Below are 17,698 nucleotides of genomic sequence, written 5' to 3' on the forward strand. Positions count from 1 at the left end.
TATATTTGTTTTGTTCTGCCATCTATGTGTTACGCACAAAAGAAACAATTACAAACAGTGCGTGACCAGATAAAGTCTGGTAAGGAACTCTCAAAAGCCGAGGGAACACTTCGTGGACTATTAGTAGATTCAACGTCAAGAAATAATCATAAGATATGGTTACTATTATGTGATGTTCTAACAAAAGAATACGAGCAAGGGAATGAAAAGCTCTATCTAAAAGAAAAATATGATACAGCTGCTTTCTTCTCAATAACGAAACGATTGTATGAGACGATGTCTAGCTTCGATTCTATTGATGCACAAGCTGATAAAAGAGGGCTGGTTCATCCTAAATACAGGGAGAAACATGCTTCGTTTTTAAATTCTATTCGCCCAAATCTATTTAATGGAGGTAGTTATTTCATCCATAAAAATGATTATAAAACAGCATTTGAGTATTATCGTGATTATTTATTATCTGCTGAGTATCCACTTTTTACCGGATATAACTATTTGCAAAGTGATGCTTTGATACCTCATGCTGCTTATTGGTCAATGTTCTGTGGTTATAAATTAGGAGATGCTGATAAGATTATGCGTTTTAAAGATTTGGCAGAACGTGATACTTCTATGCTTAATTTTGTTAAACAATATGAGGCCGAGGCTTATTGGATTCAGAAAGATACGACTATGTATGTAAAGTCGCTGCAAGAAGGGTTTAAGCAATACCCTAATTTTGCTTTTTTCTTTCCTAGGCTTGTGGAATATTATACTAAAAAAGGTGAACATGATTCTACACTTGTTATATCAGAACGAGCCTTAAAAGCTGATTCCACTAGTTTATTATTTATGTTTGCTAAGAGTACAGCTCTTCTTAACCTAGGTAGATATAATGATTGTATAAAGATTTGTAACGATATAATTAAGAGAAATGACGCTTATGTAGATGCCTATTATAACATTGGATTAGCTTACTTTAATCAAGCCATAGAAATGAATAAGGATAGGCTGCAATATAGGAGTAAGCGTGCAAAGATTATTGAGTTATATGGATTATCTCGCCCTTATATGGAGAAATTTAGGCAGTTAGCACCTGATGATAAAGGGAAATGGCTAGCACCATTATATACTATTTATTTGAATCTCAATATGGGCAAGGAATTTGATGAAATTGATAAGATAAGAAAAGAGGTTAAATATGAACAATAATAATGTTATAGATAAGCTAGGTCTCCAACTGAATGAAATGCAAAAGGCAACGGAAGAGGCTGTCCTTTATACAGGGAAAGATGTTGTCGTGATGTCACCTACGGGGTCAGGTAAGACTTATGCTTATCTGCTTCCATTGATTCAACGCCTAGACGCAAATTCTGATGAATTACAAGCTGTTGTCTTATTGCCTGGACGTGAATTAGCGCTTCAATCTGCTATGGTTTTAAAAGATATGGGAAGTGGATTAAGAGCTATGGCTTTATATGGGGGTAGACCTACGATGGATGAGCATCGAGTGCTTAGAGATGTTAAACCCCAGATTGTATTTGTAACCCCTGGTCGATTAAATGATCATTTAGATAAGAAAAATCTTAATGCAGAAACGATTAAATGGTTAGTAATTGATGAGTTTGATAAATGTCTTGAACTTGGTTTCCAGGGAGAGATGATGAGTATTCTCAATAAATTACCGAATATAGAACGACGAATCCTACTCTCAGCCACAGAGTCAGAGTCTATCCCTGCCTTTGTTTCTATGGGTAGAACCATTTATCTAGACTATAGAACGGATGATGATAATATTCCAGATAGGGTACATCTTTATACGGTCACAAGTCCAGAGAAAGATAAACTTGATTCGCTTAAACGACTTTTACTTTCGTTGGGGAATGAAAGTACAATTGTATTCTTAAATTATCGTGAATCTGTAGAGCGGGTAGCTACTTTCCTAAAAGAGAATGGCTTTATCGTGAGTTGGTACCATGGTGGTTTGGAACAAGATGAGCGTGAGGCAGCACTTTATCGTTTCTCAAATGGCTCTGTTTCTATACTTATAAGTACAGACTTAGCTTCTCGAGGATTGGATATACCTGATGTTGATAATATCATTCATTATCATATACCAGAAACAGAAGATAATTATATTCATAGAGTAGGGCGCACAGCTCGTTGGGATAAGGAAGGAAGAACTTTCTTTATTCTCGGACCAGGAGAAACGTTACCTGAATATGTTAGTAATGAGAATGAAGAATACCAACTTCCGACGAATCTTCCTAAACCTTCTTTGCCACGCATGGCTACTATATATATAGGTAAGGGGAAAAAGGATAAAATCTCCAAGATAGATATTGTAGGTTTCCTTTGCAAGAAAATAGGTTTACAATCGTCAGAAATTGGAAAGATAGATATTAAAGACAGGTATTGTTATGTAGCTATTGACCGAACAAAAGTAAAAAAGGTTATTTTGGCTTCTAAAGGACAGAAAATTAAAGGAATCAAAACAATAGTGGAAGAAGTAAGGTGATCGTTTTAACAAAACGTCACCTTCTCTTTAATTCTGTTTATTTACAAGTTTACTACAGGCGTGTAGTATTTGAAATATTTTATCTTTGTTTATTTGGAAGTACCAAAATAAAAACGTATCTTCGCACACATAAAGCCATAAGAAGTTAGAGATTTAATACTGAAGTAAGAATAATAACTATACAACTTAAGTCAAACTTAAACTAAACAGATCAGATGAAGAAGTATAACTTTAATGCGGGTCCTTGTATCCTTCCTAGAGAAGTGATTGAGAATACTGCAAAACAGATTTTGGATTTCAATGGTATTGGACTATCTTTGGCAGAAATAAGCCATAGATCAAAGGACTTCCAACCAGTAATTGATGAAGCTTCAGCTTTAGTTAAGGAACTTTTAGACGTTCCTGAAGGTTACTCCGTTCTTTTCTTGGGTGGTGGTGCCTCACTTGAGTTCCACATGATTCCAATGAATTTCCTTGTAAAAAAAGCTGGTTATCTGAATACTGGTGTTTGGGCAAAGAAAGCCATCAAGGAAGCTAAGATGTTGGGTGATGTTGTAGAAGTGGCATCTTCTGCTGATGATAATTACACTTATATTCCAAAGGGGTATGAGGTTCCAACAGATCTTGATTATCTTCACATCACGACCAATAATACCATTTATGGTACAGAACTTCACAATGATCCTGATGTTCCAGTACGTTTGATAGGTGATATGTCTTCAGACTTTTTGAGTCGTCCTGTTGATGTAGCAAAGTATGATTGTATCTATGGTGGAGCACAAAAGAACCTTTCAATGGCTGGTGTTACATTCGTTATTGTAAAGGATGACGCCTTAGGTAAGGTTGATCGTCAGATTCCAACAATGCTCGATTATCGAACACATGTAGATAAGGGCTCTATGTTTAATACTCCGCCTGTTGTACCAATCTATACAGCATTGGAAAATCTTCGTTGGGTGAAGGCTCAAGGTGGAGTAGAAGCAATGGCTAAGATTGCGAAGGAACGTGCTGATCTCCTTTATGGTGAAATCGATAGAAATAAGCTCTTCCGTGGTACTGTTAAGAATGAAGAAGATCGTTCTTACATGAATATCTGTTTCGTTCTTAATGATGAGTACAACGACCTTCAGCAAGAGTTCTTTGACTTTGCAACGGCTCGTGGAATGGTTGGTATTAAGGGACATCGCAGTGTTGGTGGTTTCCGTGCTAGCTGTTATAACGCTCAAACAATAGAAGGTGTTCAAGCTCTTGTTGATACAATGAAAGAGTTTGAAGCTCAACATTAATAACATTGTTGAATCTATAATTCATACATATCAGACTTGGCTATATATAGTCAAGTCTGAATCTAATCTTTACTAAAATTATACCTAAACATTGAAGCTATGAAGATTTTAATTGCAACTGAAAAGCCATTTGCACCTGCTGCTGTAAAGAATATAACATCAGAGTTAGAGGGTGCTGGACATGAAGTACTCCTATTAGAAAAGTATACAGATAAGGCTCAATTATTAGAAGCTGTAAAGGATGTCGATGCGATGATTGTTCGTTCTGACAAGATTACACCTGACGTATTAGATGCTGCTAATCAATTGAAGATTATCGTTCGAGCTGGTGCTGGATATGATTCTATTGATACTAAATATGCTAAGGAAAAGAATGTTGTTGTTGAGAATACTCCTGGACAGAATTCTAATGCAGTAGCGGAGCTTGTCTTTGGTATGTTGGTATATGCAATCCGAAACTTCTATAATGGCAAGTCTGGTACAGAGTTAAAGGGTAAGAAACTTGGAATACTTGCATTTGGAAACGTTGGTCGTAATGTCGCACGTATTGCAAAGGGCTTTGATATGGATGTTTATGCTTATGATGCATTCTGCCCAGCCGAGGCAATAGAAGCTGCTGGAGTTCATGCTGTAAAGACACAAAACGATTTGTTCAAGGTTTCTGACGTTTTGTCATTACATATTCCTGCTACACCAGATACTATTAAGAGTATTAATTATGAAATGGTTAATCAACTTCCGAAGAAAGCAATCTTATTGAATACCGCACGTAAAGAGGTGATTAACGAAGAAGAACTCTTAAAGTTGATGGCTGAACGTGAAGATCTTAAATTCATCACAGACATCAAACCTGATGCTGACGAAGAGTTCTTGAAATTCACTGGGCGTTACTTTTCTACACCAAAGAAGATGGGTGCACAAACAGCTGAAGCTAACTTAAATGCTGGTGTAGCAGCTGCAAAGCAAATCAATGCTTTCTTTGAGACAGGTGACACTACTTTCCAAGTAAATAAGTAAATCTCAAACAAAACAAAGAATGATAGCCTAGAATAGTAATCATAACTTCTAGGCTGTCATACTTTTATTTACCTAAAAACCTAGAATACAATGGCTATTATTAAACCGTTTAGAGGAGTTCGTCCTCCTAAGATGTTAGTTGAATCAATTGCAAGTCGTCCTTATGATGTACTAGATTCTGAAGAAGCACGCATGGAGGCGGGGGATAATGAGAAGAGTTTATATCACATTATCAAACCAGAGATTAATTTTGAATCTACTATAGATGAGTCTGACCCACGAGCTTATGATAGTGCAGTAGAGCACTTCCAGAAGTTTCAAGATAAAGGCTGGTTAGTTCAAGACGATAAGGATTGTTATTATATATATGCACAGACCATGAATGGTAAAACACAGTATGGACTTGTAGTTGGTGCCTATGTTGACGATTATCTGAATGGAAATATTAAGAAACATGAGCTAACACGCCGTGATAAAGAAGAAGATCGAATGAAGCATGTTCGTGTTTGCAATGCGAATGTAGAGCCCGTGTTCTTTGCTTATCCAGATAACAATGTATTGGACACATTGTTAAGTCGCTATGCACAAACAACTCCAGAGTATGATTTCGTTGCACCTGATGATGGATTCCGTCACCAGTTTTGGGTTGTTAGTGATAAAGCTGACATCGATACGATTACCGAAGAGTTTAAGAAGATGCCAAGCCTTTATATCGCAGACGGACATCATCGTTCAGCTGCTGCAGCTCTAGTAGGTGCAGAGAAAGCGAAGAATAACTCAGGACATAAAGGCGATGAAGAGTATAATTACTTCATGGCTGTTTGCTTCCAATCTAGTCAATTAACCATTCTAGACTATAATCGTGTAATTAAGGACTTAAATGGCATGGAAGTTGCAGAGTTCTTACAAGCATTAGAGAAGAACTTCATTGTAGAACTAAAGGGAGAGGAAGAATATCGCCCTACCAAATTACATGAGTTCTCCTTATATATTGATCACAATTGGTATAGCTTAGAGGCAAAACCAGGTACATACGATGATACCGACCCTATAGGTGTGCTTGATGTTGACATCTCTAGTCGTTTGATTCTAGACGAACTAATGGGTATCAAGGATCTCCGTTCTGATAAACGCATCGATTTCGTTGGTGGTCTACGTGGGCTTAAGGAGCTTAAACGTCGTGTTGATAGTGGAGAGATGCGTTGGGCACTAGCACTTTATCCTGTCTCTATGCAACAGATTATGGATATAGCTGATAGTGGAAAGATCATGCCACCCAAAGCTACTTGGTTTGAGCCAAAGCTACGTTCTGGTCTTGTGATTCACAAGCTAGATTAGGCGATGGTTATTATTATTGAATGGACAACGATAAATATAAAACAATAACAGAAAAAGCAATAGGTGAGGGATTTTACTCTGAAAGTCGGAGTAAGTTCCTCGCTTTTGCCCATCATGTAGACTCAGTTGAGCAAGCTTTAGAGATAGTAAAAGAGTATAGAAAGAAGTACTATAATGCGCGCCATTGCTGTTATGCTTATAGGATTGGCTTCATGGGAGAAGAATTCCGAATGAATGATGACGGGGAGCCATCATCTACTGCAGGTAAACCCATTCTAGGACAAATAGATAGCAATGGATTGACAAATACTCTTATTATTGTTGTACGTTATTTTGGTGGAGTCAAACTTGGTACAAGTGGACTAATAGTGGCTTATCGGGAAGCATCATCTGATGCTATTGCTCATTGTGACATCGAAGAAAGATTTATAGAAGAGCAGATTAAGTTTACTTTCTCCTATCCAATGATGAATGCAGTCATGAAGATAGTAAAGGATATGAATCCACGAATCATCAATCAAGTGTTTGATAATACTTGTGAACTAACCCTCTCCATTCGCAAATCTTATGCAGACGAATTGAAAACCCGTCTGAACAAATTATCTTTTGAGTAACAAATATTTATTAAAGACTATGAAGTTTCTTTTGAAAGTAATCTTATCTTGTATTGGAATACTATATTCTATCTCATTGAGTGCACAGAATAATGCAAGCGGAAGGATTGTTGATGAGCAAAGTAAGGGAATTGATGCCGCTGTAGTTATGCTAATTTCTTTACCAGATAGTATCCTTATAGAAACGACACTTACTGATGATAATGGAGACTTTCAACTTCCAGAGCAAACTGGACATTTCCTTTTATATATAAGGGCATTAGGTTATAAAGAATTTAAGAAAGATATAACAATCACCGCATCGGAGATTCTTCCAACTATCCAGTTAGAAGCAGATAATGTTGTCTTGAAAGATGTTGTCGTTACAGCTCGCAAGTCACGTCCATTAACTAGCTTATCTAATGGCAAATTACAGATAAATGTGGCACAAACTTATCTTACCGATATCGGAAATGCTTTAGATGTTTTAAAGCATTCACCCGGAATATCGGTAAATAGTAAGGGAGATATATCTTTAGCTACTCTTGGAGGAACCGCCATATACATAAATGGAAAGAAACTTATGTTACAAGGAGAAGAGCTTTCTGCTTATCTTCGCTCTCTTCCCTCATCTAAAATTACTCGCATAGAAAGTTCTACTAATCCTAATGCGAGTTTTGGTACTGATGGAGCAGGAGGAGTTATTAATATTATCTTGAAAAGCAATGAAAGAACTGGTACCTTCCTTACAACTTCACATAGTTTATCTTACTGGAAGAATATGAGACAGAACTCTGATATTTCTTTCTCCTTCAATAAAAGCAAATGGCAATTAGGTTTGAACTATAGCCATAGCTTAGGACATTATGCAATGGAGTATGGCTTTGAGAAAGTTCAAGATGGCAATAAAAGTATATCAGAAACATCTGATACAGATAAGCGAAACACTTACTCTGTAGGTGTTGATTTCTCTTGGCAACCTAATCAAAAGAATAAATTGTATTTTAATAGTACGATGAATCTGCTTGTTGGACCTGGTCTGACAGAGACAACAACACAGGTATATAATGGTACCTCTACGTTAGATGGAATCCTAAAGGCACGCAATGACTATGTAAAGCAGAAGACAATTCAATACAATAACAGTATAAACTATCTATACCAACCATCAGAGAGTCATCAGTTATCTTTTTCTGTTGATTGGACACACTTTGATGGTAAAGCTCGTTGCAAACAACCCAATGATTATTTTTCATCTAATAACATACTTATTCGTTCTGATTTATTCTATTCTCAACCTGACAAAGATATTGATATTTATGCCTTATTAGCTGACTATAAATATAAACCTAATGCACAGAATGAATGGCTAATAGGTGCTAAGACTTCATTGATAAAGAGTAATAATATCTTTCTTTTTAAAAAGAATGGGCTAATAGACTCACAACGTTCAAACAGATTTAAGTACAACGAAGACAATATTGAGACTTATGCGCAATACACACTCTCTTTGAATAAACTAGAGTTAAGTACTGGTCTACGTATGGAGTATATGTATACCAATAATAAGCTACACTCTTATGCTAACCAGTTGATAGAAGAAAATAATCGAAGGAAGTTGAATCTATTCCCCAACATGTCAGTATCTTATGCTTTCAATGATAAGAACAAAGTAGCTCTTTTATACAGTAGGCGACAAGATAAACCTCGGTATGAAGATCTAAATCCTTTTGAATATTTATTAGATGAGTTATCTTATTGGAAAGGCAATCCTTTTCTTAAGCCTCAGATAAGCAATAAGATTATACTGAATTATACATGGAATAGTTTATCTTTAAGCTTATATTATAATAAGCTAGATGATTACTTTACGTCACTTACTGATGTGTTTGAGCATAATAAGACGATAATGACAACTAAAAATATAGGCACACAACAGCAAATAGGACTAGAAGCGGTCTATTCTAAGCGTCTTACTTCATGGTGGGATATTAACTCCAACATTGGATTTTACTATTTTGATAATAAGTTGAATTACGAGAACTATAAACAAGAATATAAACGTCCATCATGTTTCTTATCCGCAAACAATAATTTTCATTTACCTTTAGGTATCGACCTAGAGCTTTCAGGACGATACTATTCAAAACGTCAAGGAGGAAGTTATGAAGTGAATAAGTCAACAGGTGGTATTGATTTAGACTTAAATAAATCATGGAATAATAATCGTTTCCGCCTCTCACTATTGGTGACAGACCTGTTACATACAGAGCGTTGGGATAGCTATGGAATAAAAGATAGCTTGAATCTATCGTCTTGGGGATATGGAGAAAGTCGGAAGATCATGTTGCGTTTCACTTATAGTATTGGTAAACAAAAGTTTGAAAAAGAAGAAAAGAATCTTGAAGAATTAAAGCGATTATAACTTCTTATTCTCTTAGAAATCTTTACTTTCGTAGTAGGTTATACTGATAGAGTTCTTACCGATTCTCAAATAACATATCATCCAAACCTAATAAAGAAGAAGCCAAATGAAGAGATTTATATTCATATTATTTCTGTTTTTAGTGACGGATACGACTATAACTCAAGCATTCAGTAGCTTTCAAAATGATTTCGTAGAAAATGAAAAGAAGGTCTACACGGTTGTTGAAGAGATGCCAAGCTTTAAAGGTAACGTTAATACTTGGTTAATATCTCACCTTCGTTTTTCCAAACGGACAATTAGAGAAGGAGTATATGGAAGAGTGATGGTAAAGTTTATTGTAAAGTCAGATGGCAGATTGTCTGATTTTAGTATTTACAGAAGCACTAACCATGAGCTTGATACGAAAGTACTTCGTGTAATGAAGAAGATGCCTAAATGGAATCCAGGAAAGCACAACGGGATTCCCGTCTCATGCTATTATATCTTGCCGATTATGCTGTGCCCAAGATATTGATTCTACATATATTATAAATAAAAACAGGAGGTAAACAACTACACGTAGTGTTTACCTCCCATTCGATTAGAGTAAAGCAACATTCACATCATGAATGGCTTAGGAATTAGCTACCGGGCCGTTTTCCTCTTCTTTCTTGTCAGACTTAGGTTTAGTCGGCTTCTCCTTCTTTCGTAGAGGATTATCCACTTCCACTTGTAGATTCTTTAAAGCCTTACTCACAGAGTGTTTCCATGTCACAACAATGCGAGGCTTTTTCAATGAGGCGACGCTTACGTCTTTCTCATTGTTTTCCATCTTGGAGTGAATAACCGTTCGAAGGGAGAAGATGTCCCCTAAATCAAGTGATCCGCCTAGTTGTACAACCTCTTTGACAATGTTTCGTAACGTTATTAACACGTTATGCACATCGCCTTCGCTCAAAGAAGTCTCTCTAACGATACGCTCAATAAGCCATGTTGAAGAGAACTTGTTAGGAGCCTTAGGTACTGCACTAAAGGCTTTCTGACCTTTGTTAGGACCAACCCGATGGACTGATCTTTTAACTTTTAAGTAAATCATAAGTACGATTTTTAAAAATTAATATATGAGGTATAACACATAGGTACACACCCCGTTAATACTACAAAAATCTTATCATAAATCCTTCTTCACTTCTGAGCTGTAAAAGGCTCTTGTTCAGAAGAATTTAGTACTTTGACTTAAACGTTATTGTACTTTAACCTTAGCGTGAGTTGTACATTAACTTAAACGTCAATCGTACATTAACTTAAACGCTAATCGTACTTTAACTTAAACTTGCTGGGAACTAAAATTATAGAAGTTCGTCAGGTTTGTTATTCTACAGCATGGAGACTCATTATGTTCTCCAAAGTCATTATACTTTATCATGCTAACCTCTCTTTCTTATAAAGGGAGATTACAACAATGACATTACTTATATTATTGCAATTACTTAATTGTAGATTCGTTTATTTAAACTCAGTTGTAAAAGAACGCTTTGTCTATAAAAGACTATAACAAATATTATTTGTATATTAAGTTGTATCTGTGACAAAGGTATAAATTTAGTTTGAAACGTCCAAATAATTAGAAACTTTTTTCTTATAAAATTGATATAAATTACTGAAGTAACTATTTAATTCAATCAACGAGGCTTACACCCTGTTAATAAGGGTAATAAGTACAAGAAAGAACATCAACCTAAACTATAAATCTTACATTAAAAAGAGAAACAAACATCCTCATTTATTCAACATATTTGTAGAATAGTTGAAAAGCTGAAGATGTTTGTTCATGTAAAATCAAATCAAAATAATAAGAATTGAATTATACTTATAATTAAACCATTATCTACCACACATTTGTTTATAGGGGCAATAGGAACAAGCATTAAGATCTTCAGTAGGGCTAAAAGCAATATTGCGATTAAAGAGATCCTCCAATTGTTGAATGAGATGTTCAAAGAAAGGTTCCTTATATTCCGTAATATCTGTTATTTCTTTCCCTTCCATCGACAATATTGGTGAATAATCATCACCACCAGCGTGTTGGATAAAGAGTAATGCAGGGCTAACCGCATGATGCAAAGGATTAAGCTTATCATCATGCTCTGCTTCAATTAAGCTATAAAACATAGCTTGCATTGTATAGTCACTCTTCTTAAACGCTACATTCTTTGGATCAAATACCTCGTCAATAGATTTCAGTGGTGCTGCAACTCTACCACCAGTTTTATAATCTACGACACGTAATTGAGCCTTGTCACTATCTGAAAAGACCTCATCTAGTCGATCAACACGCCCGCCAACTCTTAACTCCTTTTCTATATCACCCACCTTGATATTTATACTTCTATTCACATCAAACTCATGTGCAAGTACTCTTAAAGGTGCAGAGCGTTGGTCGATTCGTAATAACTGACGTAAATATTTTACGATGACTTCGCGGTTTATGAGCTGTAAACCATTTAGCTTGGGATAGGTTCTTGTTCCCGCTTCTTTATTAAAGAGTGTCGTGGCAAAGGCTTCATCAACAATATCCTCCAAAGTTAATTGTGAGTTACCTGATGTAATTGACTGTGAACTCTTACCTGTCTTTAATAGATTATCAATGTTCTTAGCTGTAATGATGTCTCTTGGTAGTAACTTTTCATACATCAACTGAGCTGCATAATGGAAGATGTTACCAAATAAACGCCCATCAATGTCATCCTCTTCAACATCTTCTAATTCACTTATTCCTACAATATATTTAAAGTAGAACTTTAAAGAACAACGAATATAAGTGTTAATGGCAGTAGGGGAGAAACGACCAATCTCATCCAACTTATTCATGACAGCATCATCCTTATATACAATCTCTGTATCAATCCTCATCGGTTCTTGACCAGCCTTTAATGCAAGTCGATGCATTGGATGATTCCACTCCACCATTAGTTGTAACATAAAGCGACTCATCTCTCCAGTTTGACTACCTTGTGTGGAATTATTATACAAGAAGGTTACATCTTTTGCTCTTTGAATCAAACCATGGAAATAATAACTATAGATAGACACCTTGTTATCAATGGTCGTTAGTCCATAAGCCTTGCGAATCAAGTGAGGAATAAACGAGGCATCATCAACTCCCTTAGGCATATTACCTTCATTGCATGAGAGAACAAGGACATGGTCAAAGTCGAGATTACGAGTTTCTAGAACACCCATGACTTGTACGCCTTGAGCTGGTTCCCCATGAAAAGGAATACTTGTTGTGGTAATGAGTTGATTTAATAATCTTCGGAAAATTATCTTATCAGCCTCAAGATCCCCACTTGACATTAAGTCGTATAGGCGTGTGAGTAAGGTGTACATTCTAAACACTGACTCCTGGAAAAGAGGATCTTTATTTACTGCTGCACCATTCATTCCAATGCTACGGATAGTATCAGATAGCCAATGGACAAGTTCTGGTAAATGTTGCTTATCACTTTGATGATAAGTTAGTTGTGAAATTTCATTCACGTTTACATAAAACTCTTTTTCCTCCTTTATCTTTTCTATCAATCTCTCTGCCTCTGGAATTAGATATTTACCATACGGATGTCGTAACACCCTACTAAGATAACGTAGCCTATACCCCTGCTCCGATTGAGAATAACCTTCTAATTGTAGTGCTAAGAGTTGCATTACCATAGAAGCAATAGTAGTTTGCTTTAAAGGAAAACCAGTTGTTATATTCAATGTCTTTACTTCGTCAGGGATACAATGGATAACAGTTTGTAATAAGTGTTCATCACATAAAACAATAACTGTTCGCTTGCCATCCTTATAACGATTGTTTTCTTTTAACCATTCTGTAATGTATCGTGCTTGCAGATTTTCTGTAGGAGCTGATATAAAATTTATCTGTTTATCATTTCCAAGGTTATCGTATATCTCATCGTTATCATTAGGCAAACTGTTCGGAAATTTATCCAACCATTGATAGATATATGTGCCAGCCTCGTTATTTGAGTTCATGTAATATCGATCATAATCCCAATAGAAACTTGCCTTATTATCTTTCTTTAAATGCTTGAATAAGTGCTGTTCAACTTTCTGTAGAACGTTGAAACCGATGAAAATATAATGTTCATACTTTGTTTCAATAGAATTTTGCTCGGCTACATCTCTATATAGCATACCTTCATAAGCAAGCCCTTGTGAACGAAGTCTTTGCTTAAAGTTGTCATATATGTCCTTTAGTCTAGCCCAAAGTGTGATAAACCTTTCACGAATACCCTCTGGGTTATCATCGAAATTAGCGAAGAAACGGCGTAATTCAGTCTTCTGCTCATTTGTAAGATAACTGACATCATCTAACTCATGCAAGTCTCTGATATTTGCAAAGACCATCTTTGTATCAGCCATGTTTTTATCGATGTCATCGAAGTCGGCTAATAGTAGTTGTCCCCATCCATAGAATTGATCTAAAGTTTCTTCAACATGAGCTGTTACCTCTATGTAGCTCTTATATAAATCGCAAACACTTTTGATAGGATCGGCTACAGTTAGTTCCGAATGTTGACGGAAGAAATCTGATATTGTAATATAAGCGGGACTCCATATTGGCTTACCAGCCAGACGGGCGAGTTCTTGATTGAGAAATAAAGACGCACGTTTGTTAGGAAAGACAACGGCAATATGTGCCAAATCAGTTCCGTATTTATCGAGTAAATCTTTTGCTATATGTTCGAGAAATGATTTCATTTGTTTTGAAGGATTGAATGATGTAAATGCGATTTTGTTACGATACTTTTAATGCTGAATAATACCACTATTGAGTAAGATTGACTTCTTCAACTTCATTACGCATGACATACCACAAATAAGCAGATATGTTCTTATGCCCCATTCGTTTAAGTAATTCAATATATTGTTTTACTTGCTCATGATATTCTGTGCGTGGTTTACCAAATTTGAAATCAACGATAATTATTTCGTTTCCATCGGTCATAACACGGTCAGGTCTATGTTCTCGAACAACGCCTTCCTGTTTGTCATATTCAATTATCGTACATTCATTGAATAACTCCCATCGATTAGAGAACCACGATTTAACTTTCTCATTTCTTAAAGCATTAGCTATTTTATTCCTAAGTTCTGTCGAGGTTACTTCATCATTGTAAACAACACCTTGCTGTTCTAAATCCTTTAAACGTGGCTCTATATCTTCCTCCGTTAAAATGGTAGAAAATAGTTGATGGAGGATGTTACCAACCTTGATATATCGATTAGCGTCAGAAGGGTCAACATCTTCACCTTTAATAAAGTCTTCACTCTTATTACTTTGTCTGAAATTGGCAGGGTGGGGGAAGGTCTCTATTTTAATTAGCTTCGACTCTATAGTTTCACTGAAAGGATTTTTATTTAATAATTGATTATCAACTGGTTTTGTACTATTGTTAGCTTCTTTACTTAAAGTACCAAACTCAAATTCTAATGGCTCCGACTCCTTACTATCGCAAAGTGTTGCACCATCCAACTTAGAGCTAAGCGCCTCTGTTATTAGTTGTATTATTTGTGAGCGATTACTATTAGTGGGGTCGCTTTCAAGTTCTTTCAGTTTTTTATCCTTCATTCTTTTGCCTGAGATAAAGAGATTCTTACTCGCTCGAGTGAAAGCAACATATAAAAGATTCATGTTATCAACTATATTTTGCAAATGCTCCTCTTTATAGTCATCCTCAAAGACAGTTCCCATCATACTTTTCTTAGAGAAGTCAATAGGGATTAAAGGTAATTGATTGAACGGTTCTTCTTTATCCTTACCATTACACCAAATAGTATTACCAGTGGTCTTCTCTAATTCCCAATCACAGAAGGGGATTAGAACATTATCATATTCCAAGCCCTTACTTTTGTGTATGGTAATTATACGTATACCATCAACTTCATCACTTTGTATAGTATTCTGTGACAAAGACTTTTCCCATTCTTCGATGAAATCGTCAATATCTGCAGGATTGTCACGTAGATATTCATTCAACGTATCATAGAAAGCACATACATACGCACTTTGTCCTTCAAGTTCTTTTAAACCGAACATTTCATAGAGTTGGTCTACTAAATCTATCAATGATAAATTTGGTAATTGCTTGAATTGTTCAATATAACTGCTTGGCAAGTTCTCAAATATGTTGTCTCCTGGATGAACTAATATCTCATTACTATTGGTACTATCTTTTAGAACCTGCTGGTGGTACAACTTTAACAACTTACTTGCTGTAAGTTTATCATCAGGATGTACTAGTAGTCGGAGGGCAAGAATAATTACATTTACAGCGAGAGACGCATCTAAGCGGAATGCTTCATCTGAAACAATACTGATAGCACTACCGAAATGATGTTGAAAGGTATCAACTATATCTTGAATCACCCCTTTAGTACGCACAAGAATGGTGATACTCTTTTGTCTATATCCTAAATCAAGTAGTTGTTGTACGTTATTTGTGAGTTCGTTTAAGACATCTTCTTCGTAATTGTCAGAGGGAAATAACTTTACACTGACATAACCCTTATGATTACTCTTTTTAGGTTGCTGAATAATCTCTTTATATGCCTCTGTAAGTTGTTCAAAATTACCAATATTATCTTGTTGTAATTCCTTGATAGATTGCTCGATAGCTAGAGTAAAGAAAGCATTATTGAATAGGATAATATTTTCTTCGGAACGATAATTGGTATTTAAAGGTTTAATCGCTAATTGTTCTGTAGAGAACTCTTTTTCTATATTGTTTAAGAGTCTCCAATCTCCTTGCCTCCAACGATAAATACTTTGTTTGACATCACCTACAATTAGGTTATGAGAATCGCCTTGAGACATACAGTTAATAAGAAGTTTCTTAAAGTTGTTCCATTGTATTGTACTTGTATCTTGAAACTCATCTATCATGATATGTTTTAAATAAGCTCCAATCTTTTCAAAGACAAAAGGAGTATCACTATCTTTCATTAAATTACTAAGTAAGGATTGTGTATTACTTAGCATAAATCTATTCATGTCTTTATTTAGTTCGTCTACAGCTTCAGAAATAGAATGAAGTAAACGTAATTGAGAAAGATGTCTCAGTGTAAGGTTGCATGATTGATATTCTTTCCAGTTGTTCAGACGATACTCTTCCAATAGTTTAAGATCATTGCATAAGGACTTTGAAGCTAAATCTATAATAATTGTTTTAATATCCTTAGGGCACTTGCCGGCAGGCCATTTGTCGGCATTTTCAATACAAGTTTGGACATACTGCGGGGCTAAATCTCCTGTTGGTTTATTTTGAGTTAATTTGCTGATATAGTTATAGATACCTTTTGTACCACGATTAAATAAAGTTGGATTATCGAGATTAGCCTTACTAATTACTGACATCAACTCTTTTGCCATGCTAGTCAGTTTATTAGCGATGGTATTACGTCTTTTTCTAAGATCTTTTATGAAGTTATCAAAGAACCCTTCGTTATTAAAGCATTTGTCCAGAGCTTCCTTATTTTCCTTATAGAAGTCTTGAAATATATTTCTACCAAAGTCTTTAATTTGATCAATTACGTTCCATCCTTGATTATCTTCAATGTTTCTATCAATATAGTCACTAATCCATATAAGTACATCTTTTCCTTCCTCAAGGTCATTAACAAGATTATCAACAGCTTGAGCTTCTACTTGAGTATCATTGAGATCAATGCGCAGGTTAGCTGTAAGATTAAGTTCACGTGCAAGATTACGTAAAATCGCTTGAAAAAAAGCATCAATTGTTAATACACGGAAGTAGTTATAATGATGCGTAAGTAATGATAATGCTTCGGCTGCATTTTCACGAATAGTAATCTCTGGTAAATCTGTCTTTGTTTGAACTTGTTCAAAGTAAGGCTGTGATTCCTTTAGAGAATGGGCAATACCATAAAGCTGTGTAAGAATACGCATCTTCATTTCTTGTGTAGCTTTATTGGTAAAGGTAACAGCTAGTATACGGCTATAATCCTGGGGATTCTTAACGACAAGTGTAATGTATTCTGAAGCTAATGTGAATGTTTTGCCAGAGCCTGCTGATGCCTTATAAATTGTTAGTGCTTTTTCCATGTTTGAATAGCTTAATTCTTGAGTATATAATGAGAACTCTTTTTGTTTTTAGTTGTTTACTCTTATTGCCTTTAACTGGGTACTCTTATTGCTTTTAGTTGTTTACTCTTATCCTACAAATTTAATGAATATATTTCAATCAATTTACCTTTTAATGTTTTTTAGACTATAAGTACCATTGAAATATAAGTATAACATTAATAGTAATGAGGATTATGATAAATAAATTAAAGAAAGACTCTCCTTTAATGCTTTAAGGTTGTCATTGTTGATGAGAAAAGGCTGTTATGTGAAAAAGAAAAGGTGTTCTATTTAAAAGAATAGTTGTTATATGAAAATAGAAATCCCGAAAGCCTAATAAAAGAACTTTCGGGATTATCCTCTTTATAGTTATATTCTTACTTTGGAAAAGATTATTCTTGATCCTTT

Annotated in this window: 11 protein-coding genes; 8 read left to right on the forward strand and 3 right to left on the reverse strand. The window is 35.3% G+C overall.

The annotated features are described in order from the left end of the window. Positions 1–24 precede the first annotated feature (24 nt). From O3603_RS05710 to O3603_RS05745, 8 genes are all read left to right on the forward strand, one after another. Positions 25–1,191 carry a tetratricopeptide repeat protein gene (locus tag O3603_RS05710; RefSeq protein WP_371521471.1) on the forward strand — a complete coding sequence of 389 codons (1,167 nt, stop codon included), beginning with the start codon at positions 25–27 and terminating at the stop codon, positions 1,189–1,191. Beyond that, complete coding sequence (locus tag O3603_RS05715) at positions 1,181–2,497, forward strand: DEAD/DEAH box helicase (protein WP_371521406.1); 1,317 nt, start codon at positions 1,181–1,183, stop codon at positions 2,495–2,497. Before O3603_RS05710 ends, O3603_RS05715 begins: the two co-directional genes overlap by 11 nt. Positions 2,498–2,712: 215 nt before the next feature. Next, complete coding sequence (serC, locus tag O3603_RS05720) at positions 2,713–3,783, forward strand: 3-phosphoserine/phosphohydroxythreonine transaminase (protein ID WP_018909724.1); 1,071 nt, start codon at positions 2,713–2,715, stop codon at positions 3,781–3,783. Between the two features lie 99 nt (positions 3,784–3,882). After that, entirely contained in the window at positions 3,883–4,800 is a 918-nt protein-coding gene (locus O3603_RS05725; RefSeq protein ID WP_004383499.1) for a 3-phosphoglycerate dehydrogenase, read from the forward strand. 90 nt (positions 4,801–4,890) lie between these two features. Then, entirely contained in the window at positions 4,891–6,138 is a 1,248-nt protein-coding gene (locus O3603_RS05730; RefSeq protein WP_371521408.1) for a DUF1015 domain-containing protein, read from the forward strand. A 20-nt stretch (positions 6,139–6,158) separates the two neighbouring features. Next, complete coding sequence (locus O3603_RS05735) at positions 6,159–6,752, forward strand: YigZ family protein (protein ID WP_018909726.1); 594 nt, start codon at positions 6,159–6,161, stop codon at positions 6,750–6,752. 19 nt (positions 6,753–6,771) lie between these two features. Next, the gene (locus tag O3603_RS05740; protein ID WP_371521410.1) at positions 6,772–9,156 is read left to right on the forward strand and encodes a TonB-dependent receptor domain-containing protein; all 2,385 of its coding nucleotides are present in this window, start codon (positions 6,772–6,774) and stop codon (positions 9,154–9,156) included. A 232-nt stretch (positions 9,157–9,388) separates the two neighbouring features. Beyond that, on the forward strand, positions 9,389–9,673 hold the full coding sequence (locus tag O3603_RS05745; protein ID WP_371521473.1) for an energy transducer TonB: 285 nt from the start codon (positions 9,389–9,391) through the stop codon (positions 9,671–9,673). A 99-nt stretch (positions 9,674–9,772) separates the two neighbouring features. Here the strand turns inward: O3603_RS05745 and O3603_RS05750 are convergent, their stop codons facing one another. From O3603_RS05750 to O3603_RS05760, 3 genes are all read right to left on the reverse strand, one after another. Next, positions 9,773–10,234 carry a DNA-binding protein gene (locus tag O3603_RS05750; protein WP_371521412.1) on the reverse strand — a complete coding sequence of 154 codons (462 nt, stop codon included), beginning with the start codon at positions 10,232–10,234 and terminating at the stop codon, positions 9,773–9,775. Between the two features lie 788 nt (positions 10,235–11,022). Continuing rightward, a complete protein-coding gene (locus tag O3603_RS05755) occupies positions 11,023–13,905 on the reverse strand; it encodes a PD-(D/E)XK nuclease family protein (RefSeq protein WP_371521414.1) in 2,883 nt (960 codons plus the stop codon). Between the two features lie 67 nt (positions 13,906–13,972). Continuing rightward, positions 13,973–17,269, reverse strand: a complete 3,297-nt coding sequence (locus O3603_RS05760) for a UvrD-helicase domain-containing protein (RefSeq protein ID WP_371521416.1) — start codon at positions 17,267–17,269, stop codon at positions 13,973–13,975. Positions 17,270–17,698 lie beyond the last annotated feature (429 nt).

Source organism: Prevotella sp. 20925_1_30, from assembly GCF_041433025.1.
Lineage (GTDB): Bacteria > Bacteroidota > Bacteroidia > Bacteroidales > Bacteroidaceae > Prevotella > Prevotella vespertina.

Bases quoted from the DNA above. Each gene is read 5' to 3' on its own strand.
- O3603_RS05745 (WP_371521473.1), top strand. From the start codon at position 9,389: ATGCCAAGCTTTAAAGGTAACGTTAATACTTGGTTAATATCTCACCTT.
- O3603_RS05730 (WP_371521408.1), top strand. From the start codon at position 4,891: ATGGCTATTATTAAACCGTTTAGAGGAGTTCGTCCTCCTAAGATGTTA.
- O3603_RS05740 (WP_371521410.1), top strand. From the start codon at position 6,772: ATGAAGTTTCTTTTGAAAGTAATCTTATCTTGTATTGGAATACTATAT.
- O3603_RS05735 (WP_018909726.1), top strand. From the start codon at position 6,159: ATGGACAACGATAAATATAAAACAATAACAGAAAAAGCAATAGGTGAG.
- serC (WP_018909724.1), top strand. From the start codon at position 2,713: ATGAAGAAGTATAACTTTAATGCGGGTCCTTGTATCCTTCCTAGAGAA.
- O3603_RS05750 (WP_371521412.1), bottom strand. From the start codon at position 10,234: ATGATTTACTTAAAAGTTAAAAGATCAGTCCATCGGGTTGGTCCTAAC.
- O3603_RS05710 (WP_371521471.1), top strand. From the start codon at position 25: ATGTGTTACGCACAAAAGAAACAATTACAAACAGTGCGTGACCAGATA.
- O3603_RS05760 (WP_371521416.1), bottom strand. From the start codon at position 17,269: ATGGAAAAAGCACTAACAATTTATAAGGCATCAGCAGGCTCTGGCAAA.
- O3603_RS05715 (WP_371521406.1), top strand. From the start codon at position 1,181: ATGAACAATAATAATGTTATAGATAAGCTAGGTCTCCAACTGAATGAA.
- O3603_RS05755 (WP_371521414.1), bottom strand. From the start codon at position 13,905: ATGAAATCATTTCTCGAACATATAGCAAAAGATTTACTCGATAAATAC.
- O3603_RS05725 (WP_004383499.1), top strand. From the start codon at position 3,883: ATGAAGATTTTAATTGCAACTGAAAAGCCATTTGCACCTGCTGCTGTA.